This window comes from Muribaculum sp. (assembly GCF_029051885.1).
In the GTDB taxonomy this organism is placed as follows: Bacteria; Bacteroidota; Bacteroidia; order Bacteroidales; family Muribaculaceae; genus Muribaculum.
On the sequence record NZ_JAIDKI010000008.1, the window covers coordinates 1 to 20,736 of the forward strand.

Below are 20,736 nucleotides of genomic sequence, written 5' to 3' on the forward strand. Positions count from 1 at the left end.
TTCTTCGGCGGATAATGACGGGCGTAGTTGCGCACTGTTTGTTTCAGCAACCTCAAACAGGTCTTCGATTGTAAACATCTGCTTGGTCTGACCGACAGCACACACTCCGCCGCTCCACAAGGCTGCGACAAACAGCCCTGTGAGCAATCGGTGATTGTTCATATGGGAATTTTATTATAAAATGTGATAACGGAAAAACTCCGACCTGCGGAAATGGCCGGATACGACTCTCTATATCGAGCCGTCTACTGAAGCGGTACTCTTCCAGTTTTCAAGATATCCCCAGTTAATCACAATCGGGGATGCGCTGAATTTTGCTGTCGGTTTACAATTCATTTACACCGCAATTCTTTGTGAATTGCTCTGCAAAGTTAATAACTTTTTTGATATTTCAGCAATGTTGCTCCCGAGTCACCCGTTATGTAACCCGTTATAGCACTTTTAAATAAATACCGTAATCCCAAAGAAAAAGTGCCATTAACCATTAGTTTAATGACACTTACATAATCCTGATGTAGATTCACCTGAATTCTTCTTTTTGATGTCAGAATATGTACTGCAAGCCTATTTGATACCCGATATATATCTGTTGAATATTCTTGTTTGTATTCTTTCTCCAAAGATGACTGTCAGGCAATATCTGCTCAGAACTGTAAGAATCTGAAAAGATATACCGTAAGTGTATTTGCCCCCCTACCTGAATGACAGTAAAGTGTTTCCCAACAAATCATAAGTCACGGAAATACCCCTTTCCCCCTTCTTGATAATATTTACCAAGCCGACAGGAAAGTCACTTTCGTCGGCAATATTTACTAAAGTCGCAAATTGCACCCCATTAACCTTACGGGCTTTATTTACAAGACTTGAAAATTGCACTCCATTCACATCGTCGGCGATACCCGTCATCCTGACAGACAGCAGAAATGGATGCACCTCAATGAAGTGCATCCATTTCGCAAGTAAAATATGGTTTATGGTCTGCTGTCCAGACTTAGCCTTTCAGGGATTTCTCAACCCCTTCGCGGCTTAAAAAGCTATCGTGACGAGGGAGAAGAGAGGATGGAGCTGCCGCGAGGGCCAAGCGGATATCAATAGTTCCACTGACATGCCACCATTGACAGATTGCTACAACCGATAGTACGGAAGTCGGTAATGTAGTTGTAGCGGCAGTTGATGTAAGTAAGAGCCGAGTCAAACGATACATCAAGCATGGTCAGCTGGTTGTTGTTGCAAATCAGACGCTGCAGGAATGTCTGGTTGCTCAGAGTGAGCGATGTCAGGTCATTGTAAGAGCAGTCTACATACTGGATATTGGGGCAATTGTCGACTGAGAGCTGAGTAAGGTCATTATACGAGCAAACTACATCAATCAGTGCATTACAGTTGCGCAGCGCCAGAGTGTTCATACGGTTGTCAGAACAGATGAAAGTACTGAGCGAAGGCAGACCGGAAATGATGAGATTGCTGATTTCGTTGTCATCGATATTGAAATTGGTAAGATTCTCGACACCGAAAAGATTGATAGTAGTAAGTTTGTTGTAGCCGCAATAAAGATTCTTCAGCTGGGCGCATCCTTCCACATTAAGAGCCTCAAGATGACATCCCTGGCAATTAAGAGTCTTCAAAGTTGTAGCATTAGCCACACTCAGCTCGACAAAGAGATTGTTTGAGCAATTCAGGTTGGTAAGCAGAGGTGTATTTGTAAGATTCACATCAGTCAGACGATTACGGTAAATCGAAAGATCTGTAAGAGCAGTATTGCCGCTCAAAGTAAGATTGGAGAGCTTGTTACGGCTTGCGTTCAGGTTGGACAGAGCGGCATCGCCGGTAACATTGATTGATGTAATGGCATTACGCGACACATCAACCTTCTTAAGGGCAGTAAATCCCGAGAGATTCAACTCGCCTGCGAGGTGTTTGTCCTTCCACTGGATGGCAACGACACGACCGTTCTCAACAGTAATGCCTTCCCAGGTTGAAGGAGACGACATATCCGTGATTTTAAGAGCCTCACCATTGGTGCCACCCTTCTCTGAGGTCTGAGCGGCAAAGGCCTGAAGCTGTTTCACCTCGTTTTTGTTCATTTTCTGTGCGAAAGCAGTCACACTACCCAGCATGAGAGCAATCAGAAATAGAGCTTTTTTCATAAACTTTGAATAGTTGAGTTAGAAGTTTTTATACCCTTAAAACAATGCTCGCTAAAAAAGGTTTTAGAAACTGTTTAAATTTATATGATACAGATTTTGATAGAGAATGTCAGATGTATTTTTGTTGGCGATGAAGGAGCGTAGCCGTAGCTACGTGACTGAAGAGCGAACAAAAATACACTGGCAGACTCCTCAAAAACAAAGTGATATGAATTAAAACAGTTTCTTAAAATGCTTTTAAATTTCACACGGAAAAAGGCTTCATCGCTGCCATAAAAAACAGTGTCCGATGCACTTACGCACACCGGACACCACTTATGGTATAAAACCGCATTAACTCATTTTCACTTACCGTCCTCGGGTTCCATCAAGAACACACGGTAATTGTTTTGGTCGGACAGAGCCTTCATATACTCTGCCACATCAGCGGCAGTAATGGAGTTTATCGTATTCGAGGCATCAAGATATGTATCTACCGGAACGAGCTGATATCCCTGCATGGCGCCCAGAAGTGCATCATTCTTTTTCAGAGATTCCTCGGCATTCTTGAGCATGAATTCCTTCACTTTAGCAAGTTCCTCTGCTGTGATATTGGCCGGGTCGGTCATATCCTCAATCTGCGCGGCAATTATACCGAGCACCTGGTCGCGCATCTCCGGCTTCATCGGGAACACTGACTGAAGCGAAGCATTGGGGTCTGATAAACGACCCAGATTGCCATTGGCCCAGATTGAATATACCGCACCAAGCTCCTCGCGCACAAGTTTTATCAGACGGGCACTCAATATCTGTCCCGCTATGCTTGCCAGCTTCTGCTCCTTAGAGGTATACGGTACATTACCCGTGAGCAGTACTGCCGCATAGGTAGTAGGAGTCTCCATAGCCTGCTTCACAATCTCTGTGCCGGCCCCTTTGGTCACACCGAGCGACGGGTCAAAAACAACCTGATTGCGCTCAACGGCCTTTCCAGGCAGCGAAGCTATATATTGCTCTACCAGAGGCTTAAGCGAATCAAGCTCGAATGAGCCAACAAAATAGAATGTATATTCCCCGGCATTCGAGAGAGCATCCTTCACGATTTCAAGCGAACGGCTGCGGTCCACGCCATCTATCACAGCCATATCCATCATATGACGACGAGGCGAAGCATACAGATGCTCCTGCAGCTGCTTGGAGAACTGATACTTTGGATCGGCCTCCTGATTGTGGAGCATCGAGCGCATCATATTTTTACCGGCCTCAAACTCATCGGCCGACAGTGTGGCGTCGGTAAACAATGCATAGATCATCTCCATCAGCACTCCGAGATCCTTAGGCACTGCCGAGCCGGAAAGATTGCGCAGATAGCTGTCGAGTTCAAGCTGAACCGACACTTGCTTGCCTGCAAGGAATTTTCCAAGACCGGCATTGTCATACGGACCCATACCAAGTTGCGAAAGAGTGACATCCATATAGCGCAAATCAGCGTCCAGGCTATCGGGAAGAGTAGATGTGCCGCCTAACGCACGTGCGGCAAAAAGAATCTCGCCGGCCTTGAAATCGGTAGGCTTGGCCACGACACGTGCACCATTTGAAAGAGTCCACACAGTAGCGCCATATACTTTATCGGTATCTGTCGAGACAATCTTACCCGGAGCGGGAAGCTGTGCGATAAGCGGATCGTTGATTACATTGTCTACATATCCCTCTATATTCTCGGCGTCGACAGCGGCAAGCACTTCGGCAAACTGCTGTTCGGTAGGAACTGTAATACCGTCCTTGTCAGGGAACATGGCAAGCAGCACACGGTTGTCGGCAGGCATGAGCTGAGATGCCATCATATTGATTGCCTCTACAGGTATCTGATTGGCAAGCTGCGACATAATGGTATACGCATTCTCGATACCGGGTATTGGCTCACCGTCGGTAAAATTGGCAACATAGCTGTTGACAAGCGACGTATTGGTCTGAGTAGCTCGGTTGGTATAGCGTTGTTCAAGCTGCGAGAGAAATTCGCTGCGGGCTCTGTCATACTCCGTAGCGGTAAATCCCGAACGCACTGCACGCAATCCCTCACGGTATACCGTGGCAAGAGCCTCAAGCGCACAGGTATCCTTAGGGAGCGCCAGCAGATAGAATGCATCCTTGGTCTTGGCCATAAAGAAATCGCCATAATGTGCCTGGGCCATACTTGCCGGCGACTCCGGCTTGGATATGAGGTCGGAAAGACGAGTGTTGAGCATCGATACAATCATCGACACAGCATAGTCCTCCATCATGTAATCCATGTTCTTCTTGGCCTCATCGGGAGTAGCGTCGTGCTTAAACATCAACTGCATCACACTATACGGCATCTCCTTGTCCTTCCCTATGGCATATATAGTGCCGGGAGTGTCCGACACCGGATAATATTCTCTCTTGGCAGGATTGGCCGGAGTGGCAATCGGGCTGAAAATCTCTTTTATCTTGGCCTCGATACGGTCAGGATCGATATCTCCTACCACCACTATACCCTGCAGATCGGGACGATACCATTTCTCGTAATAGTCGCGCAGCACCTGATGGGGGAAGTTGTCGACAACCTCCATCGTGCCTATCGGCAGACGATAGGCATACTTGCTGTCGGGATACATGACCGGCAGCAACTGCTCGATGATACGCATCTGTCCGACATTGCTCTGGCGCCACTCCTCGTGGATTACCCCGCGCTCCTTGTCAATTTCTTCAGGGTCAAGCAGCAGGTCATCGGCCCAGTCATGGAGAATCAACAGACAGGAATCCTGCACACCTTCGCGCGCCACAGGCACATTACACATATTATATACCGTCTTGTCGACCGATGTGTATGCATTCAGATTCTGACCGAATTTCACACCCACGCTTTCAAGCCAGCTTACAAGCTCGTTGCCAGGGAAATTTTTAGTCCCGTTAAAGCACATATGCTCGAGGAAATGGGCAAGACCGCGCTGTGAATCCTCCTCCTGAATAGAGCCTACCTTCTGCGCTATATAAAAATCAGCCTGTCCCTTAGGATATTCATTGTGGCGGATATAATATGTAAGGCCATTGTCAAGATGACCGATACGCACGGCGCTGTCGACAGGAATCGGAGGCAACTGCGGCATCTGTCCATGCATTTCAAATGAAAACAGGGCTCCCACCGCCGAAGCAAATAAGAGCAATGGTTTAAAATACTTTTTCATTACGTATAAATGTGTGAAATTATATGTATGCGGATTATATTACCGATTTATCGTCAGCAAAGTTACTGTTTTTATCGCAAAAACAAGTCTGTACGTCATAAAAACGACTTTACAGCCGACAAAAATGCATCGTCAGCCATATCGTATGGAAGCCAGTGTATGTCAGTTCCTCTTGTGACCATTCCACGAAACCATGTCATCTGACGTTTGGCAAACTGGTGGATAGCAGTCTCAAGCCCGCGCACCATCTCGTCATAAGTCATCCGGCCTGTAATGTAAAGCGTAAGGAACTTATACTCCAGTCCATAATAGATAAGGTTTTCCGGGTCTACACCTTCGATATCAATCAGACGGCGCACCTCATCTACCATGCCTGATTCAAGCCTGGCAACCAGACGCTCGGATATGCGCCTGCGACGGTCATCGCGAGGAATATCCACACCAATCACCACAGCATTCTCTATCGGATGGGGACGTGTCAGTTCAGCCTGCTCGGGATGTTCGGCATAATAAGTCTGAATCTCTATCGCACGTATAGCACGCTTGGCTGTATCCACGTCAGTCACATTGTGGAGCTCCTTCATCCCGCTCAATATCCCGGTAAGTTCTTCAAGAGACTTACCCTCAAGCGACCGGCGCAACGCTGGATTTTCCGGGACTTCCGGAAGGGATATGCCTTTCAGCACCGTCTCCACATAAAGTCCGGTGCCTCCGCACAATATAGGCAAGCGGCCGCGCGAGCGTATGTCGGCATATACCTTGCCGAAGTCGCGCACGTATTCATACAGATTATACCTATATCCTGCCGGACATATATCAATCATATGATATGGCACCTCGCCATACTCTTCCAAGTCTTTGCCGGTGCCCAGATCCATGCCGCGATACAACTGCCGCGAATCAGCGCTGATAATCTCACCGCCAAATTCACGGGCAAGCGCCACCGCACGGCGCGTCTTTCCCGAAGCCGTAGGCCCGGTCACTACAAGCAGATTGCAATCAGTCGGATATACCACGGACATATCGGCGCCAGAAACGTTTGAAATAGAAGAATGGACGGTCCTCGTTGTCCTTGGCCACAAACAACCACTGCGGATCATTGTAGTCGACAATCAGACTGGCTATATCATGCAGACGGAAAGATGGCTTGTAATGCTTTATGTCATACAGACGCCGGCCACTGATATCGTAAGTCTTGAAAGCCATGATTACAGTATACAGACGCTCTATCTCACTGATAAGCATCGGCGACACCTCGCGGTTCTCCACCATACGCAACAGTTCGCTTTGCGTAAACCACTCACCTTCAAGACCGCTGCCATGCAATTCCGATGCCGAGTCAAGCACACATATATAGTGGAATATATTGCAGCCGATATGAAAATTGGAGTTCTCGTAAAGGAAACGCAGATTAGGACGGAAAGCATTACCCACAATACCGCTGAAAGTATTTATGGCATCATACTCGCTGACACGCTCTCTATATGGGATATAACTCTGTGCCGGAGTGTCGGCCTTGGTCTCCAGATCGTCAGTTCCTCCGATATGCAGGAACATATTGTCGCCACACAAAATGATATATCTTATCAGAGTCGATGATACATGGTCATTGGCTTCTCCGGCAATATTCTTACGGTAAAACGCATCAATCGACACATAACGGATACCGAGATTCACCAGCGACAACACATACAAAATCACAGGAATCCATATATAAAAGAATATATCGGCCGAATTGTAGTTGACATTGGAGTAACGCCAGAAATAATATGCCCAGGCATAGACTGAAATAATAAGCGAGGCAAGCATAAGCATGCGCAACTGGAAACGCCCCTCGCGGGAAAATATCTTACCCAGGAATCCACGCTCATTCGACCGGCCAAAATGCGCATGACACTCAAAGCACACCGACAGTGAATTGTTGCGGAAATATGCCACTGTACTAACAATAAAAGTGACAGGAGCTATTATCAGCACAGTGATATACGGTATATTAATATTTACAACCCCCGATTCAAGCAGAGCGTGGTCGACAAAATGCAGGCAATAGAAATTTATCGCCACCATCATCACAGCAGTTATAAACAATATACGGATTACAACATACGGTATGAGCGCACAAGAAGAGCAGCTCCCGTCCTTTATGACCCGCAGACGGCCCATAAGCAGAAACTGGAAACCGAGCGCCACAGCCGGCAACCAAAGTTTGGAAATAAACAGAGCACAAAACAATGTAGCTGCAAGCGCCCCTACCGACAAGGCCCAGTTGAGCCAAAGGCCGTGGATTGCGTATGAGTTTGCACGGTATCGTCTTTGTTCCATTATGTAATCGATAATAATTGCTATTCGCCGGTCATGCGACAGGCAACATAATCAGAGTCTGATGAGATGATTTTTTAAAACAATGCATATATTCTATCCTGATTTTCAGCCAAATAACAAAACTAAGAATTAGTCTGCGCTCGACTATGGTGAAATCGGGACAGATTTCTTAACGCATCGATCGGTCAAAATGTTTCAGCATCTTGAGATACACTACAGCTCTCGCGCCACAGCCATATATCGAATGGTTCATATTGGGGAACAGCAGCATGTCACACGTATTACCCTGAGACTCAAGCACCGATACATATTGCATCGTATTCATCAGATGAACATTGTCATCGGCCGTGCCATGCATTATCAGCAAATCGCCGGCGAGCGACGAGGTGCGGTTGATTGGCGCGCCAAGATCATATCCTTCAGAGTTTTCCGCAGGGGTAAGCATGTAGCGTTCGGTATATATCGTGTCATAGTAGCGCCATGAGGTCACAGGAGCCACAGCTACTACCGCACGATACGGAGCACCCTTTTCAGAAGCGGCCATCAGAGCCTCATATCCGCCATAACTCCATCCGAATATGCCGATACGGTTACTGTCGACAAAAGGCAGCGATGCAGCATATCGTGCGGCATTAATCTGGTCGATAGTCTCATATTGGCCCAGACGGCGGTATACAGTATGCTTGAATGCGGTACCGCGTCCGCCTGTACCACGTCCGTCGACACATATTATCACATATCCCTGGGTAGTAAAGAAATAATCCCAGTCCATACGCCAGCGGTCAAGCACTTCCTGCGACCCCGGTCCGCTATACTGGTACATAATCACCGGATAGCGACGCGAAGCATCAAAATCAGCCGGACGCAGAATGTAGCCGTTAAGAGTATATCCATCGGAATTCATCGTAAAGAATTCCTTACGCGGCAGGCGGGGATAACGCGCCATATACTCTTTATTGTCGACAAGCGTACGTACGCTCTTGCCGTTTGACGGAGTTACAAGTGTATACACCGGCGCTGCGGTGACATTGCTGTAGCTGAGCACACATAAGTCCATAGCGGGAGTAAACACGGCTGCCGACGTGCCGTTTTCGGGAGAGATATGACTTACACGACCTTTGGCATCTATACGGCTTACAACACGGCTAAGAGGCGATGTCGAAGCCGCCTGATAATAATGTGTGCCACTCTTGGCATCATATCCATAGTAGGCAGTGACATCATAGTCGCCCGATGTAATCTGTCGCTGCAACGCACCGGCATATGAGTAAAGATACAGATGATTGAATCCCGAGCGCTCCGACATTACTACAAATCCCTCAGGCAGCAGCTTCATACCCTCGTAGGCCATCGGATCAATCCATCCGGTACGTGACTCATCGACATATACCGACTTCGACACTGTCGACTTGGGGTTTACGGAATAAATCTCCATACGGTTCTGAGCGCGGTTGAGAGTAGTTACCATCAGACGGTCAGACGACGGTGCATACTCAATACGCGGTATATATTCGATTCGGGAATCCGAAAAAGAGATTGTCTTGGTCTTGCGGAGATCCACATCGTAGCTGTGAAGCGACACAGTCACGTTCTTCTCTCCTGCAACGGGATATTTGTAAGAGTAGTTTCCGGGATAAAGCGCATATGCGTCATCCGGATTACAGGTGCCCTGATACAATGGGAAAGAATACAACGGCACTGCCGACTCATCATATTTCAGATAACAGAGTGTAGTGTTGTCAGGAGCCCATGCCATAGAACATGTGGTGTCGAACTCTTCCTCGTAGCTCCAGTCGGGCACGCCGTTTATAACACTGTTCTTGGCGCCATCGGCAGTTACAGCCACCTCGGTGAGATAATCCAGCTTGGATATATATATATTTCCATCGGCCGCAAAGGCTATCATACGTCCGTCGGGCGACCACTGTGGTGCACGCTGGCGGGGATGCTTTGTCGAAAGCGGGCTCAACACATTGTGTCTTACCTCATATATGTAATATTCAGCGGTAAACGAACGACGGTATACCGGTTCCTTTTCCGCATACACGAGTACATAACTCTCGTCGGGACTGAACGTATAGCCGGCAATCTGCTGAATCTGATTGTCACGTGTGGTTTTTACATCAATCACGGTAGCAATCTCCTTGCCGGTACGTATATCATACCGTACAAGTCTCTTTCCACCGTCGGCGAGCGCCGTATAAGTCTTGCCGTCGATACCGAAAGCCATGGCCTGCGGAGCATCGGGGGCATTCTGCGGATACACATACGGAGCTATATCGGAACTTTTTACCGAAGCGGCGTATATGGATGGCGCACAAAGTATAGCTGCGGATAATATAATTCGGGATATCATAGGAGGTATTATTGTCATTAATGTTTTTAGAAAAGCAGCATCTGGGCATCATTTTCCGGAGGCTGCGGCTTACGCGGAGGCTCCTGGTAGCCGAATGCAGGATCGGATGGCGGAGCCACCTTCACAGCCACGCCGGCCGGCGGTGTGGCAACAAGCCATTCGGTAGAGTCCATTGACTCATCTATAGCCGATATGCGGGGCATAGTTTTTTTGGGTCGTCCGCGTCGTTTTCTTGGAGCCGTCTCCGACGGTTGGGATACCGGTTCCGACGATTGATTTTCTGAATGCTCCATATCATGGCGCTCGACAGATGGCATTCCGGAGCCTGCAATATCAGGAGCGACTGACATACCATCGGTTCTCCTGTCTGAAATATCTTTCAATGCCGCTTCTGCCTCATCAAGGCGCGCCTGAAGATTGCGGGCTTTCGACTCAGCATCGACGAGACGTTGCTCCGATGCTTTCATCGCGGCCTCGGCCTCGGCAAGACGCCTGTTCAGCAACAGGATATCACTCTCGGCGGCGGAATCTTTCGCTGCCCCGCCATCTTCCCGGGCTTCATCGAGCTGACATGTGAGTTCTTTTACTTTGGCACGCAGCGATTCTATCTCTCGACGTGAGGCAGCGTCTGAGGTCTCACGCATCGCACTGGCGGCATTCATCGCGGTAATCTGCTTGTTGGCATCAGCCAGACGAGTGCGCAATTCGTCGAGTTCCTGTACTTCCGACTGCTGCACCTGCTGTACCTTGAGCTTGTTCATGAGGCTTTTTACCTCAAGATCATATTGTTCTTTTTCGGCCATCGCTGCCGCCAGCTGTCTCTCGAGGTCGCGTATGCGTTCATTGAACGTGCGCTTCTGCCGGTCGGCACTCGCTCGCACGGCTTTCAGATCGTCGGTCGTCTTACCGTTGTCCTTTACCTGTCCGCGCAGATTGTCAATCTCCTCGGTCATGCGACGGTGCTCATTGTCACGCTCCCGGCAGGCCTCATCGCGTGCAGAATCTTTTATGCGCAGGATATAGTCGCGGAATGACGCGTCAACGCAATTGTAAAGATAACGTCGCTGGGCATCCATATCCAGACACTTGCGTATAAAGTCGGGTTGGGCCTCGTTGAACACTTCCAGCAGCGAATCAAATATATTCAAGGGGAATGATTCAGGTTCATTGGCGCAGGCATCTTCCGACGGTTCCGGATTCTCTGCACAAGAAGTATCGGCGGAGAGAGAGCCGTCATCCTCTGCCGGAGTTGTATCCTGTAGCGTATCATCAGGCTCGGCTACATGACGGGAGGATTGTATAGGGAGAGCCGACGGACAATCGGCCAGTTCATCAATATCATCGTCGTGCGACCGGAATCCTAAAGCGCGCCAAAAAGAGTTCATTGCCATTGCATCGTGTCTTGTTAGTTGGTCATGTCATTCTGTACGCCTGCACCCGGACGGACTACCACCCCTTCACCCTTGCGGCCGTTTATACCGATTGCAAGAGGAGTGTCAAAGCGTACAATGCGCACAAACTGGCTGTCATACTCTGCCGGCAGGGAGTCAAGATAGTCCACATCGTAGAATCCATCGTTGCTCGACGGATTGATAGTGAAATAACCGACTCCGAACGAGGTGAGATTCTGAAAGAAATGTGTGCCCTGACTCGGCTCGATACGGTAATTGGACAACGACGATTCGACAATAAGCCTGGCTGAGGATATATGGGGCCACTTGACCGGAATACCCAGAGCCGTATCGCTTGATCCCCACCGACCGGGACCTATGAGCACGTAGCCTTCGTTACGCTCTGTAAAGTTACGATTTATTTTTTCAATTTCCCGTGCTATAAGTGAATTATTTGCCGAATTAAAGCCCTGTGGCTTCACGTAGACTATGGCGCTCACATTCTCGATTGTGCCATGTCCCAGGGCGGCGTTACTGCGCAACAGAAGAGAGCTGTCGGGGAGGCCGAGTATACTTTCGTCGACTATCTCCTTGCGCTCCACAATCGGACGTATCTGAAGCCAGTAAAGAATACCTTTTGATTTATCATTCACATCAATTACACCGGCAAACTCAATCTCCACAGGGCGTCCCATCTCTTCCGAGCCCTTCGACAACATGAAATCGGTCAGCCCGGCCAGGGGATACACTCTGTGCTGCAACACATTGGCAAATGTGACGACACGGCGTCCATCCCCCTCGTCACAGTCACGTATCATCTGGTCATACGGATCATACGTCGATACCATATAACGTAGCGCTCCGGATTTGGCGACATCCTGTATGCGCAGACGCGCTATATTGAACCCATCGTCGACCTTAAAGTCGGATATCATCTGCTCGCGCATGTCAAGAGCGTAGAAACGCGTCTGGGTATCACGCAGAGCCAGCGACAGCTCGGAGGTCTGAAGCACCTTGTCGGGATGACGCGGAGAGAACCGCAGACTCAATCCGCCGTCGACTATGTATTTCCCGAGACCGACAGCAGTCTCGACCACACCGTCCTCAGGCACTTCGTCGTTGATAGGATAGTAATTCAGCGAGCGTCCCACTCCGGAGAATGACGGGAAATAATAGTCCCCCACCCTGCGGCCTACCACTTCCTGGATTATGACAGCCATCTTCTCCTGGTCGATTACATTCTGGGTCGCAGCCATATATGCCTTTGAGTCGGCATAAAACACCGAGGCATACACCCCCTTGATTGCATCGGAAAGCATGGCAAGCATCTCGTAGCGGTCTGATACATGGGGAATCATGTAGGTCGAATATATCCCGGCAAACGGCTGATAGTGGCTGTCCTCAAGCAGCGACGACGAGCGTATAGCCAATGGCTTGTCGACGACCTCAAACAAAGCGAAGAAATCCTCGATAAGGCGCTCCGGCAGGCGTCCGCTTAGAAATGCCTTCAGTATCTCCTCGTCCGGACGGTCGGAAAGAGCTATCGGATACAGGTTGTTGCTCTCCATAAACTCATCGAAGATATCGGTGCATATGACCACCGTGCGCGGTATCGTGAGCGTAACACCGTCGAAATTGTCACATACAGGATTTTTCTTGATAATCGAGTCGATGAAAGCCAGACCGCGCCCCTTGCCGCCAAGCGAACCCTGCCCTATGCGGGCGAAATTGGAATAATGGTCAAAACGGTCCTTGCGGAATATGGCCACCACGCCGCGGTTTTTCATCTTACGGTATTTCACGATTAAATCGAAAAACAACTGGCGCACGGCCGGAGCCTCCTCTATGCTCTTGAAGCGGTGGCCCTTGATTACCTCGGCAATGGGAAACAGCGCTCTCGAATAGAGCCAGCGCGATATATCGTTGTAGCTCGCATGATAAAACAGCGACTTGGCCGGGATGTCGAATATATGATGCTGTAGGTCCTTAAGGTCGTGGATACGCAGTATCTCTTCACCGGTCTCCGGATCGCGGATAATAAAGTCGCCGAATCCGAAATCGCGCATTATGGCGCTACCGAGGTCTACAGGAAACTTCTTTGAGTTCTTATCGATAAACTGACAGCCGAACTCCTTGACACGCTTACGGTTCTCCTCCTCGCTCGACTCTATGATAATCGGGAGATAAGGGTCGCGGCCACGCAGATAGGCGGCCAGTTTCAGGCCCGCCTGGCTGTCTTTTTCCCCGCCCAGCCTGAACGACACGTCGCTGATTACTCCAAGCATATGCTTGCCATAACGCTCATACAGCTCTACAGCCTCTTCGTAATCACGGGCGAGCATCACCTTAGGACGTCCGCGCATGCGCAGCATCTGCTCATGCTCGTTGAGAGCCTCGGTCGAAAATATCAGCGACTGCTTCAGCAGGAACTTGTAAAGCGTAGGGAGCACCGACGAATAAAACCTTACAGAGTCCTCTACCAGCAATATCATCTGCACACCGACCTCGTTTATATCGTTGTCGGCATTCATCTTGTCCTCAAGGAGCTTGATTATAGCCAGGAGCAGGTCGACATTGCCGAGCCACGAGAACACATAGTCGACGCCTGCGAAATCCTCATTCGACAAGCGCCGCGACACCTCCTTGCTGAATGGTGTCAGTACAACTATAGGGATGTCGGGATTTATCGCTTTCAGATTCTTGGCGCCTTCGAAAGTCTCGCTCAGGTCAACGCCGGGCATCATTATTATGAGGTCGAAATTTTTTGTGGCAAGCAGCTCCTCAGCCTCACTTGGGCGCGACACTCGTGTGACACGCGGAGGCGAACTCAGGTTGAGGGCCACATACTCAAAGTAGAGCTGTTCCTCGACTCGTCCGTCCTCCTCCATCATAAAAGCGTCGTAAGGCGACGCAACAAGCAGCACATTGAAAATACGGCGCTGCATAAGATTCTGAAATGCTGTATCTTTCAGATATAACTGGCTAAGACTTTCCTCGTTCATGTTCCGGTAAGAGATTACACTCCACAAAGATAATAAAAATAAACGTGCGACAAACCCACAATTTCGCCTTATAGCCTGTATATTGTTATATAACACTCTCTCATATACACGGACGACAAAAATATTATAATTTTGCAGCACTTATGGCCCAGAGAAAAATAATACATGTAGACATGGATGCCTTCTACGCATCGGTCGAGCAGCGCGACAACCCAGTGCTACGGGGGCGCCCCGTAGTGGTAGGTCACGACGGACCGCGCGGCGTGGTCGCTACCGCAAGCTATGAGGCAAGGCCCTACGGCATCCACTCGGCCATGGCTGTCGCCACAGCAAAAAGACGATGTGCCGGTCTGATTGTTGTCGAGCCCCGATTTGAGGCATACAAGGCGGTATCCGAGGCAATCCGCAACATATTCCTCGACTATACCCCTATTATCGAGCCTCTCTCGCTCGACGAGGCGTTTCTCGACGTAAGCCATCACCCGTCGGCCACGATTGTGGCCCGCGATATAAAACGCCGTATAGCAGAGGTCACGGGCCTTACTGCATCGGCCGGTGTATCGGTCAACAAGATGCTGGCAAAAATCGCATCCGACTACCGCAAACCCGACGGACTGACGGTTATCACACCGTCGGATATCGACGATTTTGTGGCAGGATTGCCCGTTGAGAAATTCTTCGGCATAGGTGAAGTAACAGCCGAGCGCATGCACCGTATCGGTATCTTTACCGGAGCCGACCTGCGTAGCCAAAGTGAGGCGCGACTCGTGAGCCATTTCGGAAAAGCGGGCCACGACTATTATCTCTACGCGCGCGGCATCGACAACCGTCCTGTAGTGACTGAGCGCACCCGTAAATCGGTAGGTGCAGAGACAACATTCATCGAGGATACCGACAACCGCCGCATACTGGCCATGGAACTCAACGGAGTGAGACGCGACGTGATGCGACGCATGGAGCGCTCGCAGTTTCGCGGGCGTACCGTGGTGTTGAAACTGAAATATGACGATTTCCGCCAGATAACACGCTCGCGCACCCTGCCCCACCCGGTTGAGGATGATGACAGACTGCGCGAGATATCTGAATCGCTGCTTGCCGACACCGACTTCGATGGCCACAAAGTGCGCCTTATCGGGATTACCGTGGCCAATCCTGTGGTCAAGGACCATGGCAACGGGCCGGTGCAGCTGGAATTTGATTTCGGAGAGTACTGATTGCCTCCGTTATTTCACAGGCACAATCGATATTGCGAATCCGCCTCCGCGTGCCATATGTATTTTCGATACGGTGCGCGAGGTCACAGTCTCCTTGCGGATATCGTAGGCGGCTGAGTTGCTGTCGCAGTCTGCGTCGGGAGCATCGGTATAGAATGTAGCCTGATAGGTGACACCCGGTTTCAGGAACGACATAGACACATCCACATCGCGCGCCTCTTCGTTGGTGACACCTCCTACATACCAGTCGTCGCCACCCTTGGCACGGCGTGCGGCCACAATAAACTCGCCGGGCTCAGCATCAAGATACTGGCTCTCGCTCCAGTCGACAGGCACATCCTTTATAAACTGGAATGCATCCATCTTCTCTGCATAATGCTCAGGCATGTCGGCCGCCATCTGGAGAGGCGAATACATGGTAACATAGAGAGCGAGCTGACCGGCCACAGTGGCGCGCTTGTGGGTCTTGTCGGGAGAGAATTTGCCGAGGTCCATCTCGAAAATACCAGGAGTAAAGTCCATCGGACCACCCTTCAGACGTGTAAACGGCAGAATGGTAACATGACCGGGAGTCATATTGCGGTATTCGGTGCCCATGGCGCTCTCGTTGCCTACGAGGTTGGGATATGTGCGCGCAAGTCCGGTCGGACGGACAGCCTCATGTGCATTTACCATTATCTTGTGGTCGGCGGCACGCTTGATGGCGTCGAGATAGTGGCGTATCTGAGGCTGACCGTAATGATAAGAGCCCTTGGGCAGAATATTGCCTACATAGCCGCTCTTCACGGCATCGTAGCCATACTCATTCATAAGGCTGTAGGCAGCATCCATATGACGCTCGTAGTTGGGAATCGAGCCGGAGGTCTCATGGTGCATCATCAGCTTGATACCCTTGGAATGGGCATAGTCGTTGAGCGCCTTGATGTCGAAGTCGGGATATGGTGTCACGAAGTCAAACACATAGTCCTTTTCGCGCCCGAGCCAGTCTTCCCAGCCCACATTCCAGCCCTCCACGAGCAGTTGGTCAAACCCGTTGGCAGCAGCAAAGTCGATGTAGCGCTTCACATTCTCTGTCGTTGCTCCGTGGCGGCCGTGGGGGCGGGCCTTGGAATAATCAAATGTAGCGAGATCGAAATCGTGGGCATTGGTGTAGCTCCAGTCGCTTTTGCCGGTAATCATCTCCCACCATACACCCATGTATTTCGTGGGGTGAATCCATGATGTGTCGTCAAGCGCACATGACTCATTGAGATTATAGATAATCTGTGTCGACAATATGTCGGTAGCCTTGTCGCTTACCATCACCACACGCCAGGGCGTCGAAAACGGTGTGTTGATTACCGCCATATGCCCGTTGCCGTCGGGGGTGAGGGCCGAGGTAAACGTGCGGCTGGAGTCATTGTAAAGCAGATGCATCGCAGGATAGTCGATGAGCGCAGCCTCGTGGATGTTGAGGTACAGCGGCTTTTCGCCCTCGGTCTTCATCATGAGCGACGTCTGCACAGCCCACTGGTCAAATGCCGAAGTCGACACATTGCCCACAAGAGCGGCGGTATGACGCTCGGAGATTTCACTCAGCGGCGAACGCGTGTATTCATATTCCTGAGTGTCGTAGTCGCCTGGTATCCACCAGGCGGTATGGTCGCCGGTCATGGCAAACTGGCTAAGTTCCTGGTCAATGACAAACTGCTTGGTCTTCTGCTCGGGAAATACGTAGCGGAAAGCAAAGCCCTCGTCAAACACGCGGAACTCCACATTGAGAAGCACATCGACACTGTCGGTCTTTTTCTTCATCTCCACCACAAGCTGACGGTAGTGGTTGACCACCGAATCCTGCTCGCCCCACACAGGCGCCCAGGTCTCATTGTGTTCCGACTCGTAGTGTGCGGTCATCTTGAATCCGTCGGTAAGTGCCCCGAATTTCTCCATCTGAAATCCCAGATAAGAGGTGGCCACAATCTCCTCCCCGTCAAACGAAGCGCTGTAAGCGGGCGCCCCGCCCTCCTCGAGATTGAAATTCACAAGAAGTTTTCCATCGGGCGAACTCACCTGTAGGGGTCCACCCTGCGAGCAGGCCGTAAGGATACCGGCTGCCGCAATCCATGCAAAATGTTTTTTCATGTTTGAACATTAATAATGTTACTTTTGAATAGAGCTAAATAAGACATATTTTTTTAAGACTCACAAATTTAGCCATTCCCCTACAAATACCAAAATCCCCGCGCACAATCCTCTTCCAAATTACCCACATACTGTGGTTTATATCGGATGTGTGCTAATTGTCGGAATTTTATTTGCATTTTAATAGACGAACACATATATTTGCAAAAAACCTTAAAACCCTCTCCTGCCATGATAGGGAAACACAGCAAATATCTATTTTCGGCAAAGATGTGTGCCATGTCTTTGTTGCTTTCGTGCGCAGTCATAATGCAGGCGCATACTGATGACAATCAAATCATCTTGACTGCCGTACAGGTTGAAATTTCGGCAGACTGTATAAGCGATTCAATAGCCGACCTTTCGGGGGGAGAAATTGTGAATCATGACTATGATATCCGTTTACGGTGGGACGGAGATACTCTGGTCGACTTGACCACTATTGACATGCGTTGCGATTTCTCATGCAAGGGTGATTCCCTGCGTCTTAATATGATAGAGACAGGCAGAGATGTCCATATATTCATATCTCCTGCGCCTGTAGGTTATCCCGGAGAATTCGCATCGACTATAAAACCATGTGGAGGGGTTGTTGACAGTCGTGCAGCAGGTAGTTCCAAAAATTATATTACAGAAAGTATGCTCATTAATGTCGAGGGTGACACATTGCATACGCTGATGAACAAGCAACTGTTTGTCGCTACTCTGCATTATCCATCCGACAATCCTTATTTCAACAGAATTACAGTAAAGGAACTACGCAGTTATTATAAGAAAGATACGCCATTCCCTATTGCTGTGGTGGCTGTTTCATCTTATTATGACAATGAGTACAGAGGTATTGGGAGCGATATCCTTGCTCTTGACCTTATCTCTGAACGGAAAAATCAATTGGCAACGGAAGAAATGTATAGAAACAAGGCGATTGCAAATCTGTCGCCGTTCAGTCGCATGCATGTGGGTAAAGCCGCTCCGACACATAATAGTCGTGAGACTCAGCATACAGGATTGCCCCCTACGGTCGATATAATCTACCGCGAAAATTCAATAATCATCAATACAGCCGGCACATCAGTGGGTGCGATATCTTCCTATAGTGTTATCGTGAGTGATGTGCGCGGCATTGTATGGCACACCGGCGAGTTCCGCGACTCAGCAGTCATATCGACATCGTCATATCCACCTGGAGAATATCAGATAACCGTTTCTGACGGCACCACGGCACAGACAGAAAAACTCACATTCTAACTCCTCCACTCCACTTGTCATGAAAAAACATATTCTCTCTCTTTTGCTCCTCACGGGACTGGCCGCTTCCGCGTCGAATGAGTTATTAATGCCGACACCTCCCGCATCACTCTCTCCATCGACTGCCGCTTTTGCCGAGTACGGCACTGCCTCAGTAAATCCATACTCGGGTACACCTTCCATAGAATTACCGCTTGTATCGGTCAATGCCGGAGGGGGACATTCATGGCCAATTTCTATCGCATATAATTGCAGTGGTATAAAGGCTTATCAGCCTGCGGGAATCGTCGGAGCCGGATGGACATTGAAAAGCGCAGGTGTTATCACCGCGTCAAGAAATGATCTTCCTGATGAAACAAATATAATGAACACGGTATCACTATATACTGATTATGGTGATTATGGATGGTATTATAGACATCAATATGCAAATGTTGCATATGATGATCCTGGATCAATAACATCCGTTCTCAATAATTACGCTAAATCCAACCGGTTGTTTGATGATACCGAGCCGGACATGTTCAATTTCAGTTTCCTGGACTATCATGGAACATTTTTTCTCGGAGAGGATGGCCAATGGAAAGTAAGATGTAATCGTGATGTCAAAGTGGTATTCGGAGGTTCAGAATCCGATTTTACAGATCCTTACGGACTTCTTGATCTTGATATCTCTAACACACGTGATTATTTAGGCATATCGGGAAATAGTTATTCAAAATCATTCGGAAAATTTACAATTATTGATGAATTTGGAAATGAATATGTATTCGGCGGGAGTAATGAAGCCATTGAATACTCTATTCCTTTTTTCACAAAACCAAACGCACAGTTTGTAGCAGGTGCATGGCATCTTACAAAAGTAAAGTATGTGGATGGACGTACCATTACATTCAAATACACTACAGACCGACCATATATTGCCCAGATGACATATAATAAATACTTTTGGAACCAGTATACACTGTCATCGGGTGGCTTCCTCGACTCAGAGTGCGGAAGCGGAGGCGCACAGACCGGGCCCTCCTACGATGGGAATCTAATACTACCGGTATATCTTACCGATATAGAATCTGATGAGGATTCTGTATCGTTTGAATACGACAATGATAACTCCGAATATTATGATTTCCGTACCATATGCGACAGCCGTTTGTCAGAATGGGGGTATGAACGCTTCCTGCCGCTGCTTGAGGATGTCTATAAACACATTGACTATTTCAACTGTTGGTATCCGAAATGTCTAGAAGTTCTGCAACGGAAGAAACTTGCAACGATAAAGTTTTATAAGATGCATCAGTTCAATCACAGGCTTGATTTCAGCTATCATGAAGGGAACTATCTGTTTCTTACCACTATAACTGATGATGTGCTTGGAGATAAATATCGTTTTGTAACTTATGGTATTGATGAACTTCCGCCAATGACATTTGAAAAGAGTGATGCATGGGGATATCACAAAGGGCTGGATTACCAGTCTCAGGACAGTGAGACATCGCGTTATGGCATGCTGGACAGAATAATCTATCCGACTGACGGATATACACGATTTGAATATGAAAGACATGATTATTCATCAGTCGTAACCGAGCTGCGCGACGGGCTGACTTATGAGAAGACAAACAAACTTGCCGGCGGATTGAGAATCAAAAGAATATATCAGAATCCGACTAATCTTGATAATGATGAATTTCTTGATAAGGAGTATTATTAT

10 protein-coding genes and 1 pseudogene are annotated in these 20,736 nt (G+C 48.8%); 3 read left to right on the forward strand and 8 right to left on the reverse strand.

Annotated elements, in window-relative coordinates:
- Positions 1-1,088: 1,088 nt before the first annotated feature.
- The 7 genes from K2I50_RS00395 to K2I50_RS00425 form a co-directional block, all read right to left on the reverse strand.
- Positions 1,089-2,147, reverse strand: a complete 1,059-nt coding sequence (locus K2I50_RS00395; RefSeq protein ID WP_301024277.1) for a leucine-rich repeat domain-containing protein — start codon at positions 2,145-2,147, stop codon at positions 1,089-1,091.
- A 344-nt stretch (positions 2,148-2,491) separates the two neighbouring features.
- Complete coding sequence (locus K2I50_RS00400; protein ID WP_301024278.1) at positions 2,492-5,329, reverse strand: M16 family metallopeptidase; 2,838 nt, start codon at positions 5,327-5,329, stop codon at positions 2,492-2,494.
- A gap of 95 nt (positions 5,330-5,424) precedes the next feature.
- Positions 5,425-6,351, reverse strand: coding sequence for a tRNA (adenosine(37)-N6)-dimethylallyltransferase MiaA (miaA, locus tag K2I50_RS00405; RefSeq protein WP_301024279.1), 927 nt, complete (start codon positions 6,349-6,351; stop codon positions 5,425-5,427).
- A complete protein-coding gene (locus K2I50_RS00410; RefSeq protein WP_301024280.1) occupies positions 6,329-7,651 on the reverse strand; it encodes a hypothetical protein in 1,323 nt (440 codons plus the stop codon). Before K2I50_RS00410 ends, miaA begins: the two co-directional genes overlap by 23 nt.
- 169 nt (positions 7,652-7,820) lie before the next feature.
- Positions 7,821-10,007: a S9 family peptidase gene (locus tag K2I50_RS00415; protein ID WP_301024281.1), complete on the reverse strand. Its 2,187-nt coding sequence runs from the start codon at positions 10,005-10,007 to the stop codon at positions 7,821-7,823.
- Between the two features lie 26 nt (positions 10,008-10,033).
- Positions 10,034-11,398 (reverse strand): hypothetical protein, encoded by a 1,365-nt coding sequence (locus tag K2I50_RS00420; protein ID WP_301024282.1) that lies wholly within the window; start codon positions 11,396-11,398, stop codon positions 10,034-10,036.
- A gap of 14 nt (positions 11,399-11,412) precedes the next feature.
- A complete protein-coding gene (locus tag K2I50_RS00425) occupies positions 11,413-14,400 on the reverse strand; it encodes a PEP/pyruvate-binding domain-containing protein (RefSeq protein WP_301024283.1) in 2,988 nt (995 codons plus the stop codon).
- A 143-nt stretch (positions 14,401-14,543) separates the two neighbouring features.
- On the opposite strand from K2I50_RS00425, the gene dinB reads away from it, so the two are divergent.
- Complete coding sequence (gene dinB, locus K2I50_RS00430) at positions 14,544-15,614, forward strand: DNA polymerase IV (protein ID WP_301024284.1); 1,071 nt, start codon at positions 14,544-14,546, stop codon at positions 15,612-15,614.
- Positions 15,615-15,623: 9 nt separating this feature from the next.
- Here the strand turns inward: dinB and K2I50_RS00435 are convergent, their stop codons facing one another.
- Positions 15,624-17,735, reverse strand: coding sequence for a glycoside hydrolase family 97 protein (locus K2I50_RS00435; protein ID WP_301024285.1), 2,112 nt, complete (start codon positions 17,733-17,735; stop codon positions 15,624-15,626).
- Between the two features lie 417 nt (positions 17,736-18,152).
- On the opposite strand from K2I50_RS00435, the gene K2I50_RS00440 reads away from it, so the two are divergent.
- On the forward strand, positions 18,153-19,022 hold the full coding sequence (locus K2I50_RS00440; protein WP_301024286.1) for a hypothetical protein: 870 nt from the start codon (positions 18,153-18,155) through the stop codon (positions 19,020-19,022).
- 19 nt (positions 19,023-19,041) lie between these two features.
- Positions 19,042-20,736: pseudogene (locus tag K2I50_RS00445) on the forward strand (hypothetical protein); the annotation flags it as partial.

Coding starts and splice junctions, on each gene's coding strand:
- dinB (WP_301024284.1), top strand. CDS start 14,544: ATGGCCCAGAGAAAAATAATACATGTAGACATGGATGCCTTCTACGCA.
- K2I50_RS00395 (WP_301024277.1), bottom strand. CDS start 2,147: ATGAAAAAAGCTCTATTTCTGATTGCTCTCATGCTGGGTAGTGTGACT.
- K2I50_RS00420 (WP_301024282.1), bottom strand. CDS start 11,398: ATGGCAATGAACTCTTTTTGGCGCGCTTTAGGATTCCGGTCGCACGAC.
- K2I50_RS00425 (WP_301024283.1), bottom strand. CDS start 14,400: ATGAACGAGGAAAGTCTTAGCCAGTTATATCTGAAAGATACAGCATTT.
- K2I50_RS00415 (WP_301024281.1), bottom strand. CDS start 10,007: ATGATATCCCGAATTATATTATCCGCAGCTATACTTTGTGCGCCATCC.
- miaA (WP_301024279.1), bottom strand. CDS start 6,351: ATGTCCGTGGTATATCCGACTGATTGCAATCTGCTTGTAGTGACCGGG.
- K2I50_RS00400 (WP_301024278.1), bottom strand. CDS start 5,329: ATGAAAAAGTATTTTAAACCATTGCTCTTATTTGCTTCGGCGGTGGGA.
- K2I50_RS00435 (WP_301024285.1), bottom strand. CDS start 17,735: ATGAAAAAACATTTTGCATGGATTGCGGCAGCCGGTATCCTTACGGCC.
- K2I50_RS00410 (WP_301024280.1), bottom strand. CDS start 7,651: ATGGAACAAAGACGATACCGTGCAAACTCATACGCAATCCACGGCCTT.